At 69.1% G+C, this 17,555-nt stretch carries 12 protein-coding genes and 2 pseudogenes; 5 read left to right on the top strand and 9 right to left on the bottom strand.

The features are described from left to right. Positions 1-65: 65 nt before the first annotated feature. Positions 66-1,172 (top strand): alkene reductase, encoded by a 1,107-nt coding sequence (locus ACZ7M3_RS37830; RefSeq protein ID WP_472069565.1) that lies wholly within the window; start codon positions 66-68, stop codon positions 1,170-1,172. A 430-nt stretch (positions 1,173-1,602) separates the two neighbouring features. Here ACZ7M3_RS37830 and ACZ7M3_RS37825 read toward each other — a convergent pair whose 3' ends face one another. The 6 genes from ACZ7M3_RS37825 to ACZ7M3_RS37800 all read right to left on the bottom strand — a co-directional run bounded on the left by ACZ7M3_RS37825 (position 1,603) and on the right by ACZ7M3_RS37800 (position 7,680). Further along, entirely contained in the window at positions 1,603-2,082 is a 480-nt protein-coding gene (locus ACZ7M3_RS37825) for an ester cyclase (RefSeq protein WP_472069563.1), read from the bottom strand. A gap of 90 nt (positions 2,083-2,172) precedes the next feature. Next, positions 2,173-3,042, bottom strand: coding sequence for a carbohydrate ABC transporter permease (locus tag ACZ7M3_RS37820; protein ID WP_472069561.1), 870 nt, complete (start codon positions 3,040-3,042; stop codon positions 2,173-2,175). Beyond that, the gene (locus ACZ7M3_RS37815) at positions 3,039-4,004 is read right to left on the bottom strand and encodes a carbohydrate ABC transporter permease (protein ID WP_472069559.1); all 966 of its coding nucleotides are present in this window, start codon (positions 4,002-4,004) and stop codon (positions 3,039-3,041) included. Before ACZ7M3_RS37815 ends, ACZ7M3_RS37820 begins: the two co-directional genes overlap by 4 nt. Then, entirely contained in the window at positions 3,998-5,347 is a 1,350-nt protein-coding gene (locus ACZ7M3_RS37810; protein WP_472069557.1) for an ABC transporter substrate-binding protein, read from the bottom strand. The genes ACZ7M3_RS37815 and ACZ7M3_RS37810 overlap by 7 nt, the downstream gene beginning before the upstream one ends. After that, positions 5,344-6,342 carry a GNAT family N-acetyltransferase gene (locus ACZ7M3_RS37805; RefSeq protein ID WP_472069555.1) on the bottom strand — a complete coding sequence of 333 codons (999 nt, stop codon included), beginning with the start codon at positions 6,340-6,342 and terminating at the stop codon, positions 5,344-5,346. The genes ACZ7M3_RS37810 and ACZ7M3_RS37805 overlap by 4 nt, the downstream gene beginning before the upstream one ends. 141 nt (positions 6,343-6,483) lie before the next feature. After that, on the bottom strand, positions 6,484-7,680 hold the full coding sequence (locus ACZ7M3_RS37800; protein WP_472069553.1) for an exo-beta-N-acetylmuramidase NamZ family protein: 1,197 nt from the start codon (positions 7,678-7,680) through the stop codon (positions 6,484-6,486). Positions 7,681-8,249: 569 nt separating this feature from the next. On the opposite strand from ACZ7M3_RS37800, the gene ACZ7M3_RS37795 reads away from it, so the two are divergent. From ACZ7M3_RS37795 to ACZ7M3_RS37785, 3 genes and pseudogenes are all read left to right on the top strand, one after another. Continuing rightward, entirely contained in the window at positions 8,250-9,194 is a 945-nt protein-coding gene (locus tag ACZ7M3_RS37795) for a LysR family transcriptional regulator (protein ID WP_472069551.1), read from the top strand. Positions 9,195-9,297: 103 nt separating this feature from the next. Beyond that, positions 9,298-10,032 (top strand): YoaK family protein, encoded by a 735-nt coding sequence (locus ACZ7M3_RS37790; protein WP_472069549.1) that lies wholly within the window; start codon positions 9,298-9,300, stop codon positions 10,030-10,032. A 452-nt stretch (positions 10,033-10,484) separates the two neighbouring features. Further along, positions 10,485-10,607 (top strand): annotated as a pseudogene (locus ACZ7M3_RS37785) (IS630 family transposase); the annotation flags it as partial. A gap of 187 nt (positions 10,608-10,794) precedes the next feature. Here the strand turns inward: ACZ7M3_RS37785 and ACZ7M3_RS37780 are convergent. Together ACZ7M3_RS37780 and ACZ7M3_RS37775 are read right to left on the bottom strand one after the other, a co-directional pair. Then, positions 10,795-14,169: a GH92 family glycosyl hydrolase gene (locus ACZ7M3_RS37780; protein WP_472069547.1), complete on the bottom strand. Its 3,375-nt coding sequence runs from the start codon at positions 14,167-14,169 to the stop codon at positions 10,795-10,797. A 1,106-nt stretch (positions 14,170-15,275) separates the two neighbouring features. After that, the gene (locus tag ACZ7M3_RS37775) at positions 15,276-15,866 is read right to left on the bottom strand and encodes a chorismate transformation FkbO/Hyg5 family protein (RefSeq protein WP_472069545.1); all 591 of its coding nucleotides are present in this window, start codon (positions 15,864-15,866) and stop codon (positions 15,276-15,278) included. A gap of 554 nt (positions 15,867-16,420) precedes the next feature. On the opposite strand from ACZ7M3_RS37775, the gene ACZ7M3_RS37770 reads away from it, so the two are divergent. Beyond that, positions 16,421-17,098, top strand: coding sequence for a helix-turn-helix transcriptional regulator (locus ACZ7M3_RS37770; RefSeq protein ID WP_472069543.1), 678 nt, complete (start codon positions 16,421-16,423; stop codon positions 17,096-17,098). A 69-nt stretch (positions 17,099-17,167) separates the two neighbouring features. Here ACZ7M3_RS37770 and ACZ7M3_RS37765 read toward each other — a convergent pair. Continuing rightward, positions 17,168-17,329, bottom strand: a pseudogene (locus ACZ7M3_RS37765) (DUF1684 domain-containing protein); the annotation flags it as partial. Positions 17,330-17,555 lie beyond the last annotated feature (226 nt).

Raw genomic sequence — 17,555 nt, 5'->3', positions numbered from 1 at the left:
GCACGAGATGCCGCCCATCGCCTCCCGGGATCTTCCTGGCCCCGCTCTCACATCAGGAGTCACATATGAGCTCGACACAGTCCTTGCTTCTGCCGTACCAGATGCGCGACGTCTCTCTGACGAACCGCGTGGTCATGGCCCCGTTGACGCGGAGTCGTGCACGTAATCGCGATCTCCTGCCCACTGATCTCCACGTCGAGTACTACGCTCAGCGGGCATCAGCCGGCCTGATCATCTCCGAGGGCGTGTGGATCAGCCGTGACGCGGTCGGATGGCATGACGTTCCGGGGTTGTTCACCGATGAGCAGGTCGCCCACTGGAAGCAGGTGACAGATGCGGTCCACCTCGCAGGTGGTGTCATCTTCGCTCAGCTGTGGCACACCGGGTCCGCTTCGCACCCCGACTTCTTCGACGGCCGTCCGCCTCTTGCGCCTTCGGCCGTCAACCCGGGGCTACTGTCCCCGACATCGGCTGGCCGCAAGCCCACCGTGGAGCCCCGGGCAATGTCGGCGTACGACCTCCGGCAGACGATCGCCGACTATGCGACGGCGGCTCGCAACGCCATGGCGGCGGGATTCGACGGGGTGCAGCTGCAGGCAGGCTTCAACTACCTGATCAGTCAGTTCCTGAACCCCCGCACCAATCTGCGCACGGACCACTACGGCGGCTCGATCGAGAACCGCGCCCGCTTCCTCTTCGAGATCATCGAGGCCGTCGGTGAGTTCGTCGACCTGCGGCGTGTCGGTGTGAAAGCCGGACCCGCCTGGTCCGAGACAGGAGAATTCGTCTCCGGGCACGAGGCGCTGGCCGACAGCGAGTACGTGCTCGAACGGCTCAACGACTATGGACTGTCCCATCTCCTGCTCATGGGGATGATGGTCGACCCCACCGGAGGACCGTTGGAGGAACTGGCCGACGATGGCATGTTCCGGCACTTTCGGAAGGTCTATCGAGGCACCATCATGGCGAACGTCGGGTTCGACCAGCACCGAGGGAACGCGATTCTGAGCGACGGCCTGGCGGATCTGGTCGCCTACGGGCAGCCGTTCATCGCCAATCCGGATCTGCCGGCCCGGATCGCCTCCCACGCGCCGCTCGCCGAACCGAAGAAGGACCTCTTCTGCGGTCCGGATGCCGCCGGCTACACCGATTACCCACTACTGGAAGGGTGAAAGCGGGACCGAACCACGGCCAGGCCGGGTGGCCCTGGTAGATGGATGCCAAGAGTCCTGTGCGATGACCCAGCCGCGGTGGGCGAGAGCGGCCATGAAATTGAGGGTGTACAGCTTGTCGCCGCTCTTGGAGGCGGAGTTGGTGAAACCGGCGGCGATTTGATGATGGCGTCGGCGGCGTCGTTCCGCTGTCCCGACTTCTCGGCGCCACGCTTGACTCCTTCGGCCCGCACGGCGGTGTGTCCGTAGCCGGAGTGGAAGGCGGAACCCGCGTCCTCCGCGCCTGGACCCACAACCGCGCCGCGCAGGTCCACGCCGCACGCGCCGCCTATGACCAGCGCACCGCCACGACGGCAGGGGCCTCCTCGGAAGGGACCCCCTCCGTGGCGCGATGCGCCCGCCACCCCGGGAGCTGTCGACCGGTACTTGATCAGGTGAGACCGAGCTGACGGAGCATGCCGAGCTCATCGCTGCTACCCCAGCGCTCGACCATCTTCCCGTCGGCGAACCGGCTGATCTGCATGCCTCGGTAACTCACCGTCTGTCCCGTCGGACTGTGCCCCATCAGTTCACCGAGATGTGTGCCCGTGATGGTGTAGGCGAACGCGATTTCGTCGTCGGTGGCCATGACGTGCTCGACCTCGATGTGCAGATCGGGGAAGGCCCGCCTCATCGTGGCGAACATCTCCTCATAACCCTCCGGTCCCGGAACCTGTCCTGGGGCCGGGTCGTGGTCCACAGAGCCGGGCGCCACGTATTCCTCGAGCTCGCCGAGGTGGTCAGTGTTCACCGCTGATCCGAAGGCCTCCAGGACGGCGGCGTTGCTGCTGCGCGACATGACGCGCTCCTTGACGTTGCAGCCCTGGGCGTACACATCGACGATGCGCAGTCGCCCCTTCCTCCCCTCCACGATAGGTGTGGCGGTGTGAGGCGGCCTGCTGGAACGGGAAGTGATGACCCTCGGTCGTCTTCGTTCCCGTGCCGGACATCGATACGCTTTCTACTTGAGGCCGCTGAGCATGACGCCGCGGATGTAGTACTTCTGGAGCAGCAGGAAGAGGATCAGGACCGGCAGGATGCTCAGGACGAGGCCGGCCATGACGATGGGCATCGTGCGGGTCGGGTCGACGTAGTCCTGCAGGAGCTGGATGCCGACGGGCAGGGTCATCACGTCCGGGTTGGCGGTCGAGACGAGCAGCGCCCAGATGTACTCGTTCCAGGCGTCGACGAACGTCAGCAGCCCGAGCGTCACCATGACCGGCTTGGTCTGCGGCACCACGATCCGCCACCACACGGCGAACTCACCGGCCCCGTCGATGCGCGCGGCCTCGAGGACCTCGTCCGGGATCGAGACCATGAACTGGCGCATCAGGAAGATCCCGAAGCCGTTGACGAGGAACGGCATGGCGAGCGCCGTGATGCTGACGGTGAGGCCGGCGCCGCCACGCCCGAACAGGTCGTTGCCGCCCGCGAGCGGCCAGTGCGCCAGGATCAGGAAGTGCGGGATGAAGAAGAGGAACGGGGGGAACATCATCGTCGACAGCACAAGGCGGAAGATGAAGTTCCGGCCGGGGAAGCGGAGTTTGGCGAGCGCGTAGCCGGCGAGCGACGACGTGAGCAGCACCGATCCGGTGATCAAGGCGGTGGCGATCACGCTGTTGCGGAAGAGCACCGGCAGATCGAGCTGGTCGATCGCCGCCCGGTAGTTGGACAGGTCGAACGCCTCGGGCAGGAACCGGTACGGCAGGGTGCCGGACTCGCCGGGCCCCTTGAACGACGTCATCACCATGTCGAGGAACGGCACCACCGTGAGCACGGCGCCGGTCACGACCACCAGATACGAGAACCACGGGAAGCGGCGGCGGATCATGTGTCCTCTCCCTTGCGCCGGAAGATCCACAACTGCACGAGGGTGACCACGAGGACCACCGCGAACAGCACGAAGGCTGCGGCGCTCGCAGTGCCCCAGTCGCCGTACGAGAAGGCCTGGCGGTACATCTCCAGCGCGGCGACATTGGTCGCGTCCCCCGGTCCGCCCTTGGTCATCACGATGATCAGCGCGAACGACTGCAGGCCGGTGATGAACTGCGTGATGCACACGAACAGCAGGGACGGCCGCAGCAGCGGCAGTGTGATCTTCCAGAAGACGGTGACGGGCCCGGCACCGTCCAGCGCGGCGGCCTCGTAGTACGACTCGGGAATGGACTTCAGCCCGGCGGTCAGGATGAGGATCGCTGTGCCGACCGAAGCCCATGCCTGTACGACCACGACCGCGGGCAGCGCGGTGTCCGGGTCCTGGAGGAACGCCACCGAGCCGAGCCCGAGTGCGTTGAGGACGCCGTTGACGAGGCCGCCTGGCTCGTACATGTACTTCCATACGTTGCCGATGGCGACGACGGTCGTGACGATCGGCAGGAAGTACAGGGTGCGCCACAGCCCTTGGAGCCGCAGCTTGTCGATGGAGTTGGCGACGAGCACGGAGCCCGCGAGCGCGAGGGCCACGGTGCCCAGGGCGAACAGAAGCGTATGGGTGAGGATCGGCGCCAGGAACGTCGATCCGTCCACGAAGAGGTCGGCGAAGTTGTCCAGGCCGACCGGATCGATGTCGCCGAGGTCGAACCCGGCCCAGCGAGACATCGACAGCAGCAGTGCGAAGCCGAGCGGCAGGATCAGGAAGACCGCGAAGAACAGCAACGTCGGGGCCAGGAAGAGATAGCCGACGACCGCCTGGCGGCGTCGGGGCCGGGTCCGGCGGCGGCCGTCGACGGTGGACCCGGCGTCCCGCGGGCTGTGCGCCCGCTCGGTCGTTTCCGGCGCCAAGGCGTTCACCATGAGCGCGACACCTCCGGATCGACCTGACGGCGGATGGTGCGCAGTGACTCGTCGACCGACTGCTGACCGGTCCACAACGCCTCGATGTTCTTGCGCAGCAGCGACTTGGCCTGCTGCGCGCCCGCTACGTTCGGCTCCGGCACCGCGTACGCCAGCGCGTCCAGGAACGGGCGCAGGTTCGGATCGCTGCCTTCGCTCAGGAGTGTCCGCATGTCCTCGGCGCGGCCGGTCAGGGAGCCGACCGACACCTGCAGGGAGCTCATCCGGGTCGCCGTCGCACCCTTCTTGGCGCTCTTGAAGCTCACCTCCTCGGTGTTGAGCCAGCGCAGGAACTCCCAGGCCTCGCGCGGGTGTTCACTGGCCGTGTTGACCCCCAGCATGAAGCCGGTGGAGAGCGTGGCGCGCCTGTCGTCCGCCTCAGGGACGGGCAGCGGCGCGACGCCGACATCGCGGTAGTCCTTGCCCATCTCGGTCTTCAGGCTTCCGGTCCACCAGCCGGCGCTGACCACCATGGCCACCTGTCCGGACTGGAACGCCTTGTAGACGTTGACGCCCGGGGCGCTCGCACCTTTGACGACGAGGCGGTGCTCCAGATCGAACACGGCCCGGCCGGCCGGCGAGTCGATGGCGGTGCTCCTGCCGTCCGCGGAGACGAACGTTCCGCCGGCGGCGTTGAGCAGGGCGAGCGTCTGGCCGACGGTGGTGGAGTCGTCGTAGGTCGACAGCCCGAACCCCTGGACCAGCGTGTTGCCGTACCGGTCCCGCCTGGCGGTGCGGTAGGCCGCCTCCTCCAACTCAGGCCAGGTGCGCGGAGGGCGCGCGATGCCGGCCTCGCGCAGCAGCCGCTTGTTGTAGTAGAGGGCGTACGTCTGCACCTCGGTGGGGTAGCCGTAGATCTTGCCCCCCACCGACGAAGCGTTGACCGCGGCCCCGCCGTAGCCGCGCCTGATCTCCTCGGCGTGCTCGGACGGAGCGGGCCGCAGGACGCCGGCCTGGACGAGCTGGCCGTTCCACAGACAGTACGGATGGAGGATGTCGGCGCCCTGGCCGGCGGCCTGCCGGACCATGAACGTGGTCAGGAGGTCCGTGAACTCGACGGCCTTCGTCCGCACCTTGACCCGGTCATGAGTGGCGTTCCACTCGTCGACCGGGCGTTGCAGGGCCTCCTTGAGCGTCCCGCTCGCGTAGTGGGAGAGCAGGGTGAGGACGATCGGATCCCCGGGCCGCCCGGTGCCCTGGTGCGGCGCGGCGCATCCGGAAGATCCGCAGGCGAGCAGCGCCGAGGGGAGCGCAAGCGCGAAGTGACGGCGGCTCAGGCCGCCGGTGCGGTGTGACGGCGTCATCGGGCGGCCTCCCGGCGCATCACGCGAAACACCCGGGTCGTGGTGAAACCGCTCTTGCGGTACAGGTGGCCCGCCGGGGACTGCTCGCCGGTCCACAGGAACCACGCGGAGTGCGCGCGGCGCGCCCGCATCCGCTCCAGGACCAGGTGGAGCAGGACCTTGCCGATTCCGGTGCCGCGCATCTCCTCCAGCACGCCGAACGGCCCGAACCGCTCGTCCACCGAATCGAACGTGCCGTGCATCGCCCAGCCGACCAGGCGGCCCGAAGGGGCCCGGGCGACGACGATCCGGTCGAGCGGTGTGCCCGCGGCCAGACACTGCCGGATCGTGCACGCCCAGTCAGGGCCGAAGTGGTTCCCGGCGAGTGCGAACAGGTCCACCAGGTCGTCGTCGCACGGAGTGGCGAACCGGTAGCCCTGCGCCGTCAGTTCGTCAAGGCGGCACGCGACGTCCTCCGGGATGCGATAGCCGACCAGCCCGCGGTCCATCGCCGCCGCCTCGTACAGCGTGCGAAAGCCCAGGGACTCAAGCAGCCCGGCCGCTTCCGGGTACGCCTCGGCGTCCAGGCCGGGGAGGACGTAGTCCGGGGTGTACGAGGAGAAGTCCACCCGGGTGCGGCCGTGGCTGCGCAGCCAGTCGAGGACATCGGTCAGCAGCCGGCGGCCGAGGCCGCGCCCGCGGGCGGCCGGGTCGACGAAGAAGAACGGGATCCAGCCCTGCTCCGGCTCCAGGTCGGTGCCGGTCATCGGCGTCAGCCGGCGCACCGCGTAGGCCGCGCCGACGACACGGTCGCCGTCGACGGCGACCCGAAGCCCCTCCGGATCGAAGTTGGCGTCGAGCAGCACCAGGGAGCGGAAGCGGTCCGGGGTGATGGAGTCGGCCGGCGCACTCCGGCGCCACGCCTCCACCAACCCCGGGCCGTCGCCCGCGCCAAAGCCACGAATCTCGACCCGGGATGTCGTCGTGCGATCGGTCGTCGACGGGGTTGTCGTCATGAATGGGGTTGTCCTTCCATACGCGGATCACGGACGGCGTCGAACGTCGTCCGCGGCGTCGGCGACAGCGTCGGCGACGGGGCTGGGCGTGGCGTTGGTGATGACAGCGGGCAACGCGTCGCGGCGGCGGGCCAGGAGGTCTCAGGAGTAGAGCAGCACGTCGTCGTCGGCCCACCGACCGGGCGGCGCAGGTGGATCGCACAGCGGCAGCGGGTCGTCGCCCGCGTCCACGGCGCGCCGCAACCGGTCGGACCCCCACAGCAGATCGATGAAGTGACGGTGGCCGGTCCCCTCCACGCCGCCGTCCGAGGTGCGCCAGCCGAAGTCGTCCGGGTACAGCCGCCGTAGCGTGGCGAGCATCGCGACGGCGGTACGCACGGGCGCGAACACCTCGCGATCGGTGATGTGGAGCTGGACCCCGCGCAGCGGCCGTCCGGCGTGTTTGTGGAAGGTCGGTACGTACCGCAGATCACGGAAGTGCACTCCAGGCAGGGCGAGCTCGGCGAGCGAGGGCGCGAACCGCGCGTCGATGTACGGGGCCCCGACGATCTCGAAGGGCTGCGTGGTGCCACGGCCCTCCGAGAGATTCGTCCCCTCGAACAGGCAGGTGCCGGGGTAGTACGTGGCAGTGGCCGGCGTCGGGATGTTCGGCGAGGGCGCGACCCACGGCAGGCCGGTGGCCCGCGCGTCCATGGCGCGCTGCCAGCCGGCCGCTTCGATCACCATCAAGTCAGCGGCACTGCCCGCCACTTGGGGCACGGTCGAGGCGTTGAGATGCCGGGCGAGTTCACCGCAGGTGAGGCCATGGCGGACGGGTACCGCCGCGCGCCCGATGAAGCTGGCCCACGCCGGGTCGAGCAGCGGGCCCTCGCTGACGAGTCCGCCGAGGGGATTCGGCCGGTCGGCGACCACGAACCGTACGCCCGTACGAGCCGCCGAGACCATCAGGTCGAACATGGTCCACACGTAGGTGTAGAACCTGGCCCCGATGTCCTGCAGGTCGTACACGAGGGCGTCGACGCCGCTGTCGACCAGCAGTTTGTCGAGGCGCTCTCCGCTGCACCGGTATGTGTCGTGGACCGGCAGGCCGGTGGTGGGGTCCGCCTGCGCGGCCTCGCTCTCGCCGGCCTGTCCGGTCCCGTGCAGCCCGTGCTCGGGACCGAACAGGGCGACCAGTCGCGCGCCGGCCTCGAGCAGCGCGGGCGCGGCCGGGCGCAGGTCGGGGAGGACACCGGTGTGGTTGGTCACCAGCCCGAGCCGTCCGGGCCCGGCCAGTCCGGGCGACGCGTGCAGTCGTGCGATTCCGGGCGTCACCGCGACGCGGTCGGCCGTGCTCATCCCTCGGCCCGTCTGCCGATGCCCTCGCGAAGCAGTGCTCGGAAATGTACGTGCATGTCCCGGAATGTTGCCATGATTTAACGCCAGTTCGTGCCAAGAGCGGCCGCGGGAATCTCTTGCGGCGGCCGGGGCGGTGCGGCGGTGCGAGGAGTGTCGGAACGCCTCTGAGGGGAAGCCGCGAGCGGCGCCCCTCACCTCGGTCCCGAACCGAGGGGGCATGTCGAGCCGGACTCGCCCTGACGGGACGTCATTTGTCTGGCGTCGTCACCCACGTGTGACGAGACTCCGGACGCCGCGTCGCGACCGGCCAACTTGCCCCCGCCGCAACTTGGTTGGAGCACCACCAGTTCCGCCTCGGCCCGAAGCTCACGGAACCGCGCATCGCGGCGTTCGAGGCCCTGGAACTCCGCTGGGCGGGTGCCGAGGAGTAGCAGTGGCCGGGCGTGCTCCTGGAAATGACGGGGCTCCTTGGGGGTCGTCCGACGGCAGTGCGACGGCTGGTCTGGAACAATCAAGCGGCCCCATACATGGTTCTTCTTGTATCGATCGGTGTAGGAGATGGGCGTGGGATGGATCTGAGGCACCTGAAGTACTTCCTCGCCGTTGCCGAGACGCGTAACTTCACCCAGGCCGCGGCGAACTGCTACGTCGCGCAGTCCGCGCTGAGCCAGCAGATCGCCCGGCTGGAGAAGGAGGTCGGCGCCCAACTGTTCAGCCGTACCAGCCGCTCGGTACGGCTGACCGCCGCCGGTGAACTGCTCGAACCATTGGCCCGGCGCATCCTGGCCGACGTGGACAACGCCCAGGCGGCACTCGACGCACTGGCGGGCCTGCGACGCGGGCGGCTGCGCCTGGGACTCATGCAGACGCGCGCCTCCTCGTTCGACCTGGTCGAGGTGATGGCCGAGTACCACTCCCGGCACCCGGGAATCGACTTCCACGTGGTCAACGCACCGAGTTCCGAGATGGCCGCCGCAGTCCTGTCCGGCGCACTCGACCTCGCCGTGGTGGGCCTCGGCCCCCAGCAGGTACCGGAAGGGCTCGACCGTCGAATCCTGGCCGACGACCCCCTCGTCCTGATCGTTCCAGCCGACCATGCCCTGGCCGACCGTGACGTGGTGCACCTGGCCGACCTGCCGGAGAGTCACCAGCTCATCCAGTTCACGACGGGCACCGGGTTGCGCCGCCAGGTCGAGGCCGCCTTCGCGCGCGCCGGGGTGGAACCCGGCCGGCACTTCCAGGTCGGCCAGATCCACGACATGATCCGGCTGGCCGCGCGAGGCATCGGCGTGACGGTCGTACCCCGCTCGACGGTCTTCGGGGCCGGCTCGCTTCTGGGCTCCAACCCCGACGACGTACTGCCGTACGGCGCCCGCGCGCTCCGTCTCGCGGACGACGCGGCGGTGCACCACGTCTGCGCGGTCTACGACAGCAAGCGGCTGGCACCAGCTGCCGCCGCGTTCCTCGACGTGATGGGACGGCACGCCGCAAAGGGGCAGGGAGAGGCCTATTGATCGGTGTGAACGATTGCTGCGGCCGCATCCATATGTTGGACGAAACGCTCGTCGCGCCAGAGGCTGAACGGGAACCGCCCGCCTCACGAATCGGAGCGTTGTCATGCTGGTCGTACTGCGCGACGCATGGGCCACCGTCGTCCCCGACGGAAAGGACCGGCACGGCCCACTCCCGCCGCTGATGCTCGCGCTGACGGTGGTGACCGGCCTCGTGGATGCCTTCAGCTACCTCGGCCTGGGGCATGTCTTCGTCGCCAACATGACCGGCAACGTGGTCTTCTCAGGCTTCGCGATCGCCGGTGCCGCGGGCTTCTCCCTGGCCGCGTCGCTCGCCGCGCTCGCCGCGTTCGCGGTGGGTGCCCTGCTGGGCGGTCGCGTGGCCCATGGGGCGCGTGCGCACCGCGGACATGTACTGCATCTGGCCCTCGTCGTGGAGACGGTTCTGGTCCTGGCGGCGTACGTCGTCGCCCAGGCCGCCGCCACCCCCTACGCGGGCACCAGCCAGTACGCGCTGATCGCGCTGCTCGGCCTCGCCATGGGCGTGCAGAACGCCGCCGCACGCGCGCTGGCCGTACCCGATCTGACCACGACCGTCCTGACGCTCACCATCACCGGCATCGCCTCCGACAGTCGTGCCGCCGGAGGCCGTGGCAGCAAGGCCGGCCGACGTCTGCTCTCAGCGGCGGCGATGTTCTCCGGCGGCCTCGTCGGCGCCGTCACCATCCTGCACGGGGGCCCGGCCCTGCCCCTGCTGTTCGCCGCGATACTCCTCGCGGCCGCAACCATCGCCGCGTTCACGCTGACCCGGTCCGACGCCGCCTGGACCGACCCGCTGTGACCGACCTCGAGCGCCAGGACACCGCGTGTCCGGTGCCCGCGTCCTTCGCATGGCGGCGCACCTTCCGGGCAGCCGTGTTTGAACTCACCATGACCACAGTGTCGTAGCCCTGGGGCAAGGCGACCGGCGGTCACATCAATCCCCCCGTCACCCTCACCACGTGATGCCCGGCGTAGGGAGCCAGTGGCGCAGTAGGTATCCAGAGTCTCCAGATCTTCGGCGGGGCGATCCGGGCGATGGCGGTGACGTCGGCGTTGTCCCGCACGGTGTCCTGGGACACCTCCGCGAGCGGCGCCAACGCTCCCAGTCCTTCGTAGCGGACGACCGGTTGGCGTGACGAGGTGCAGCGGAGGGCGGTACGCAGCCGAGCGGGCCGTGCGCGGCACCTGAGACGTGTCCGGCGGATCAGGGCCGGACCGGAAGGTGGCGGGCCGGGAGAGAGCCGTCGGCGGACTTATGCACCAGACTTGAATCCAGTGAAGGGCGTCCGATCGTTGTCACGGCGTGGCTCGCCGGCCAACACCGCCTTTACCGACGACGAGCATCTTGAACGCACCCTTCGACGGGGACTGCGCCCATTCGGGTCCACCCTCCGCGCATCCCGCCCACCCGACCTCCCGGGCGGCGACCTGCCCGGTAGCAGGAACGCGGCCACGAACGGTCCCGGGTAGGGGATGGCCGGGCGGGCTTGCGCCCGTGTGGGGCCGGTTCCTGGGCTTGTGCCCGGGAACCGGCCCGCATTCGTCGGCGCGTGCCGAGTTCTTACTGGCCGAAGCCGTAGGCGAACAGGTGGTCGGTGCCCGTGGAGCCCGTCACCGGCAGCGTGATCGACGCCACCTGCTTGGACGCGTCGAGTGAGACCTTCGTGGCGAAGACATAGGTCTTCACGTTGTCCCGACCCCCGCTTCCGGTATTGCGGTAGGCCGTCGTGACGGCCGTCGTGTCACTCGCGAGCGGCTTGCTCGACCCGCCGTTGAGTGTCCAGTCCGAGAAGCCGACGGTCGCCCGGGAGGTGGTGCCGTCGGTGTAGGTGACGGTCACCGTGCCCGAGACCCCGCTGCCGTCGGTCGGCGCGTTGGCCGCCGAGCCCAGCAGGCCCAGCGACGCACCCGACGTACCGGCCGGCATCGGGATGGTCTGACCGGCCATCTCCAGGTTGTCGAGCTGACCGGACGTCACCGTCGGCCAGGTGTAGGAGATGCCGTCGACCGTGAGGGTGGAGCCGCTGGTAACTCCCGCCGCCGACAGCGCGTTCTGCGAGAACGCCCAGCCGCCGCCGTCGAAGCCGCCCGAGTAGCCGGTGCCGTCGGGGTAGATGCCCTCGTTGGTGTCGTACGGCCACAGCGCACCGGCCTTGGCCACGGCCACGCGGAGGGTGGCCCCGCTGAGCGCCGCGCCGGTGCTGTGGTCGGTCAGCGCGAAGGTGACCGGGAAGGTTCCCTCGCTCGTGCCCGCCGTCACATGGACCTTCGCCTCGGCGCTGCCCGAGGCGGGCACCGCCACCGAGCCGGACGCCGGGTCCAGCGTGATGCCGGAGGGCGCCGTCGCCTTCCAGTCGACCGTGACGGCCTTGCCGCCGAGGTTGGTCAGGTCGAGCGTGCCGTCATCGGACGCGCCCGGCTGGAGCACCAGGCCATCGCTGGAGGGGCCGGTCGCCGCCAGGACCCGGTCGCCGCCCGTGGTGTCGGACGGCGGTGCCGCCGACGGGTCGGACGCCCAGGACTTGTCGGGTTCGGTGCCGAGGGTGAAGTCGACTGTGCCCGCGCCCGCGAATTGCTGGTACGTCAGCCAGGAGGAGTTCCACTCCTTGCCCTTGACGTCGAGCGACTGCACGTACGGAGCGTCGGGCGCGGCCTGCGGAGCGTTGATCCGCACCGTCTTGCCGTTGCCGAAGGACACCTTGGCCACCGGGAACGCCGGGCTGCCGAGCGCCAGGGTGTCCGTGCCCGGGGTCTCCGGGTACATGCCGAGCTCGGACCAGACGTACCAGGAGCTCATCGCGCCGAGGTCGTCGTTGCCGAACGAGCCGACCGGAGCGTTGAAGTACAGGTTCTGCTGGGCCTCGCGGACGGCCGCCTGGGTCTTCCACGGCTGGCCGGTGTAGTCGTACTCCCAGGGGATCTCCACGCTGGGCTCGTTGCTCAGGTCGGCGTCGGTGTTGCCGGGATGCGTGATGTTGTCGAGCAGGCCGTCCAGGAAGGACGAGTACGCCTTGGCACCGCCCTGCGCCTGGATGAGCTGCCGCAGGTTGAACGGGACCATCGGCGTGTACTGGGCCGAGGTGCCCTCCACGAAGCCGTTGGAGGTGCCGGGGGTGAAACCGGTCGCGAACTGGCCGTCCTTGTTCTTGCCCTGGATGTAGCCGGTCTGCGGGTTGAAGACGTTCATCCAGTCCTGGGCGCGAGTGGCGAACTTGTCGTAGACGGCCGTCTTGCCCAGCGACTTCGCGAAGGCGGCGATGGCGTAGTCGGCGGAGTCGTACTCCAACTGCGTGGAGACCGGGCCGTAGAAGTTGCAGCAGCCGTAGTCGTTCTCGTCCAGTGGGAGGTAGCCCTTCGCGTCCCGCACCGACTCGCCGGGGCGGTCGTTGTTCGGGGCGGTGGCCTCGTGCTGCAGGGCGGCGAGCGCCTTGTCGGTGTCGAAGCTCCGGGCGCCGAAGGCGTATGCGTCGGCGATGATGCCGGCGGCGGGGTCGCCGACCATCACATAGCTCTCGCCGTTGTTCGAGGCCCACTTGGGCAGCAGGCCCGTCTGGTCGTAGCCGTTGAGCATCGAGGTGACGACGTCGCTGGTGACCTTGGGCTCGACCATCGCCATCAGCTGGGTCTGGGAGCGGTAGGTGTCCCAGCCCGAGTAGTTGGCGTACTGGGCCTGCTGGCCCTTTGCCAGCTTGTGGACCTGGTTGTCCATGCCCATGTACTGGCCGTTGTCGTCGGAGAAGACGTTGGGGTGCAGCAGCGCGTGGTAGAGCGCGGTGTAGAACTGCACCTGCTGGTCCGAGGATCCGCCGCCGGTCTGGATCTTGTTCAGCACCGCGTTCCAGGCGTCGTGGTTCGCCTGCTCGACAGCGCCGAGGTTCCAATTCTTGATCTCGGTGGCGAGGTTGTCCGCGGCGTTGGCGTCATTCGTGTACGAGATGCCGACCTTCGCGCTCACCGTCGGGGTCGAGGAGGTGTCGAAGGTCAGGTACATGCCGTTCGCACCCGTGGTGGGGGGCTGGACGGACTTGCTCGCGGCGGACGTCCGGGGCGCGGCGTCGGCGCTGGGCGCCGGGGATGGGGTGCTCGTGGACGTGGGGCCCCTCCCGTGCACGGTCGGGGAGGGCGCCGCGGGAACGGTGAAGTGCTTCTCCTTGAGCGGTTTCGACGGGTGTGCCTGCAGGGTCTGCTGGGCCTTGCCCGCCTTCAGTGACGTCGCGCCGGAGTTGATGGTGCTGCCGACCCAGGTGCCGCTCGCGGTGAACGGCTGGTCGAACTTGATGTCGAAGTGCAGCGTGTACCTGTTGCTCGCGCCGCAGAAGTGACCGCTGTCGATCGAGCCGCGGATCTCCTTGTCGTTCACCACCTGGACGCGGGTCCCGTCCACCTGCGTGGCGCCCCCGCTGAGCTTGAACAGCAGGTTCGCCTGCCGGCCCGTGGGGAAGGTGAAGGTGCCCAGGCCGGCCCGGGTGGTGTCGCTCAGCTCGGTCTTGACGCCGTTCGCGTCCGTGACTTTGTAGTACCCGATGCCCGCCTGCTCGTCGTCGTGGCTGAAGCCGACGGACGCATCGCCGAGGTTGCCCGACAGCGCACCGGTCACCGGCAGGATGGGCAGGTCGCCCGCGACGCCGCAGCCGGGTCCCGAGACGTGGGTGAGGCTGAAGCCGGAGATCTTGTTGTCGTTGTACTCGTAGCCGCCGCCCGAGGGGCGGTCGGGTGTCGTGTCGGGACCCCACTGCACCATGCCGGCCGGCATGTCGGGGCCGGGAAAGGTGTCCACCGCGCCGGAGGTGCCGATGAGGGGGTTGACGAGGGACGCGGGGTCCTTCACCAAGGCAGGCGTCGTGGCGCTCGCGGCATGGGCGCCTCCGATCGCAGGGAGTGGGAGTACGGCGATGCCCAGGACGGACACCACCGCCAGGCGTTGGCGGAATCTCATTCGGTCACGTGGCGCCGTAGAACGTCGAGGTCTGACCATCGGTTGCCTCCGCAGCGGTTCACGATTCGTACATCGGTGCTGACGTCCTCGGGGAACGAGGAACGCCGGCGGGGGCAACGGTGCCGGGTCGCTCCGACGGCCTGACAACGTTGCCATGCACGAGTGTTGAGTGAAACGCGAGTGCTTGCGGCATGTCAACGAGGCCAACAGGACTTTCTGAGCGCGAAGTTCACAGCCGGGCGCTCTGAGTGTCGTGATCCCGAGGCCGGTGAGTGGTCACGCCTCCCTGGACCGGCGAGCGGCCCCGGGCCCCCGGCGTGTCTGGCGATCAGCCACGACAGGCCCTCACGCGCGGGTCCCCGCGGTCGAGGATGCAGACCTGCTCCCTTCGCCGGACCAGCCAGGAGCCGGGCCGAGCCTTGGGGGAGTTGCCGTCTCTCGGCGAAGACTCCGTGCGCCCGCAGTCACGAGCGCACGCCATCAAAGACACGGGCAAGGCAGGGTTGTTCCGGTCGCGAATGGCATCATCCGCAGCCTGTCCCGCCCTGTCCTGCTCGGCGCACGCCCACCCTTCGGCGCTTCAGTCCTTCGCAAACGCGTCGGGTGGACGGCGCCTTGCCCCGGACGGTCGTAAGGGGGGCGCGGAAGGATAAACGGTACAAACTGGCCGTCGGTGCTCCGCACTGCTCCTCCGCGCCGCTTCCGTACCCCCAGCCGTCCAGTGAGCCCAGCCGTGTGCCGGAGTGGCACGTCCACGCCGTACGCATGCATCGTCCAAAGCACGGGGGACAGTTCGGCATGCCGTGAGCGGCGCCCCGACGACATCTCCCCGTCAGCTGCCCGCATGGGAGGGGCCGTCCTGCTCGACGAGGACATGGTGTCCAGGGCGGGTACCACCGGAGTCGGCGAGCCACCGGAGCCGGCCGGCCGGCCGGCCGTGGCGCTGCTGTATGCGCGTACATCTAATGTTCTTGACACCTTCCGGGGTCGACGACGTAGGTTGAAGCGATCGCTCCCGGACGGGTGGAGGCCCCGATGCGCGTACGTGGCGCCGCACCACACGGTGCCGGCACGGGGACGCGGCTGATCATCCGGCGGCACGTCGACTACTGCCGCACCGCCTCCGCCGTCTGTCCTTCCGCACGCCCCTGACCCCGTCGGCCCGTCGGGCCGGCCGTCTCGTCGTGCCCTCGGTAGGACCCCATGTCCGGCCCTGCCCTGCGGCTCGCCGTCGAACTCGACGGTGACGGCGCCCACCCCGCGGCCTGGCGCCGCGCCGCCCACTCACCCGACCACCTGCTGCGGACCAGGTCGGTGTAGCCGCGCTCCCAGGTGAAGCGCAGGGCATTCTCGTACAGTTCGCGGACCGGTCGGCGGTACACGGGCTGGGGGCCGAGGCGCACCGCGTAGAAGAGGTGCTCGCCGTCCTCGGCGAAGACGGCGTCTCCGGCGACGCCGGCCCGTACGGGCCGGCCGGTTCGCCAGATCTCCTCGACCGCAGTGACGTGTTCGTTCGTCATGTGGGTGGTCAGAAGGGGAGTGGCGTCGACGGGAGCGGGCTCGGTGGGCGCGTCCGTGAAGCGGATTCGCCCCAGCACGTTGCCCTGCGGGGCCGTGGGCGCTTCCGACGGAACGGCGACCGGAACCAGGTCGGACCAGAGGCCCTGTAAGCGCGCCTCGGGCTGACGGTTACTCATGAATCTCCTTGTCTCTGCCGCAGTTGTCCGCAGCATGGTGGACGCGGTCGGCCGACATGCGCTGCCCGGGTGTTGCGGGAGCGTGAACAAAGCGCCCCAGGGTCGGGTCCGTGGCCTGTCTCCGTTGAAGAATCACTGGCAGGCGCCCTCGCCGGGCACCCGCCGACTTGCGTCAGGCACGATTACGAGGGGGAGACGAACCGCGAACATCGACGGCATAGCGGATCTGCCGGACATCCCGCAGGCGGGCACCGCGGCAAGCGAGGTGTACACGCTCGCTTTACGCAGCGAGTACGTCGACATCCAGCGGTGTGTACGAGATCTCGGCATCTCCGAGGCGGAAGCCGCCGCGGCCATCGAGGATCTCGTCCAGCTGCGGCTCCTTCACCTGGTGCACGGCTGCACCTACGCCTACGTTGCCGTCAGCCCGATGTCCGCCTCCTTGCAACTGCTGGCGGTGCAGGACGAGGCTCTTCGCCGACGTCAGAACGAACTGGAGCGGCTGCGGCAGCAGATGCACAGCCTGCTGCCGCTGTACCGGGCCAATTTCGCGGGTGAGCCACAACATCCGTACGTACAACGCGTCGAGGACCCCCGAGCGGCCCCGGGGGATCCTCACCACGATCACCGTCGAGGCGGAGCGAGAGATCCTGCTGTCCCTGCCGACCCGGGATCCGTGGGAGGAACGCGCGGACCTGGACGGCGGGGCGTTGCCGGGGTACGCGGGGACGCGTTCCGATCTCCTCCGGGTGCTGCTGCCGGAGGCCGCCAGGTTCGACGTGCGGGTGCGGGAGCAGACGGAGTCACTGCTGCGCGACGGAGGGCAGGTGCGCACGGCCGTCTCCCCTCCGGCGTGGCTGCTGGTCGTCGACGCCGAGGTCGCCGTGGTCCCCGTCGGGGAGGGGCAGGGGATCAGCCTCGTACGCGAAGAGTCCGTGGTCGCAGCGCTGTGGCGCACGCTCAGCGGCGCATGGGACGAGGCACGGCCCTTCGACGGCAACTACGACCACGACAGCGCGCGCTCCACCTCCGCCCTGATCGACGAGGCCATTCTGCGCCTGCTGCTGAACGGCCTCGAAGACAAGGTGATCGCCCGGCGGCTCGGCATCTCCCTGCGCACCTGCCAGCGGCGCATCGCGGATCTCATGGACGCCCTGGGAGCCAGGACACGCCTCCAGGCCGGCTACGTGCTCGGACAACGTGTGCGAACCGGCGAGCGGAGGGCGGCGTAGTGCGGGGTGAGTGGCCGCACCGCCGCAGCTGGGCTCATGCCCGAGCCCAGCTGGAGAGGGTTCCGCCGATCAGGCTCGGCTTCGCTCAAGGGGCGTCTTCCGCCCGGCCTCGATGGCCACCGGCAGCCGGTTCTCCACCGGGGGCAGTGGGCAGGTGGCCAGGTCGGTGTGGGCCGCCCGCTCGTTCAGTGTCCGGGCCGTGCCGACCAGGGCAAGAGCGCCTTCGGCGGCACGGTCAGACCTGGTGATCGGCGCTCCCGGCCGTGGGGTGCCTCAGGCGCGGTAGGAGTGCCGCTTGTCGGCGCGGGCGCCGAGGCGCGATGCGGTGTATCCAGGACATATGGTTTCTCGGCGACTCGGTAAAGATCACGGTTTGTCAGGGGAGCCACGTCGTGCCCTGCTGGCGGTACCCATCGCGTTGATCGCGGCTGTCACGGTGGTCGACATACTCGCTCCG

Source organism: Streptomyces sp. NPDC111656 (genome assembly GCF_055656965.1).
This window is presented reverse-complemented; position numbering and strand designations above follow the sequence as displayed.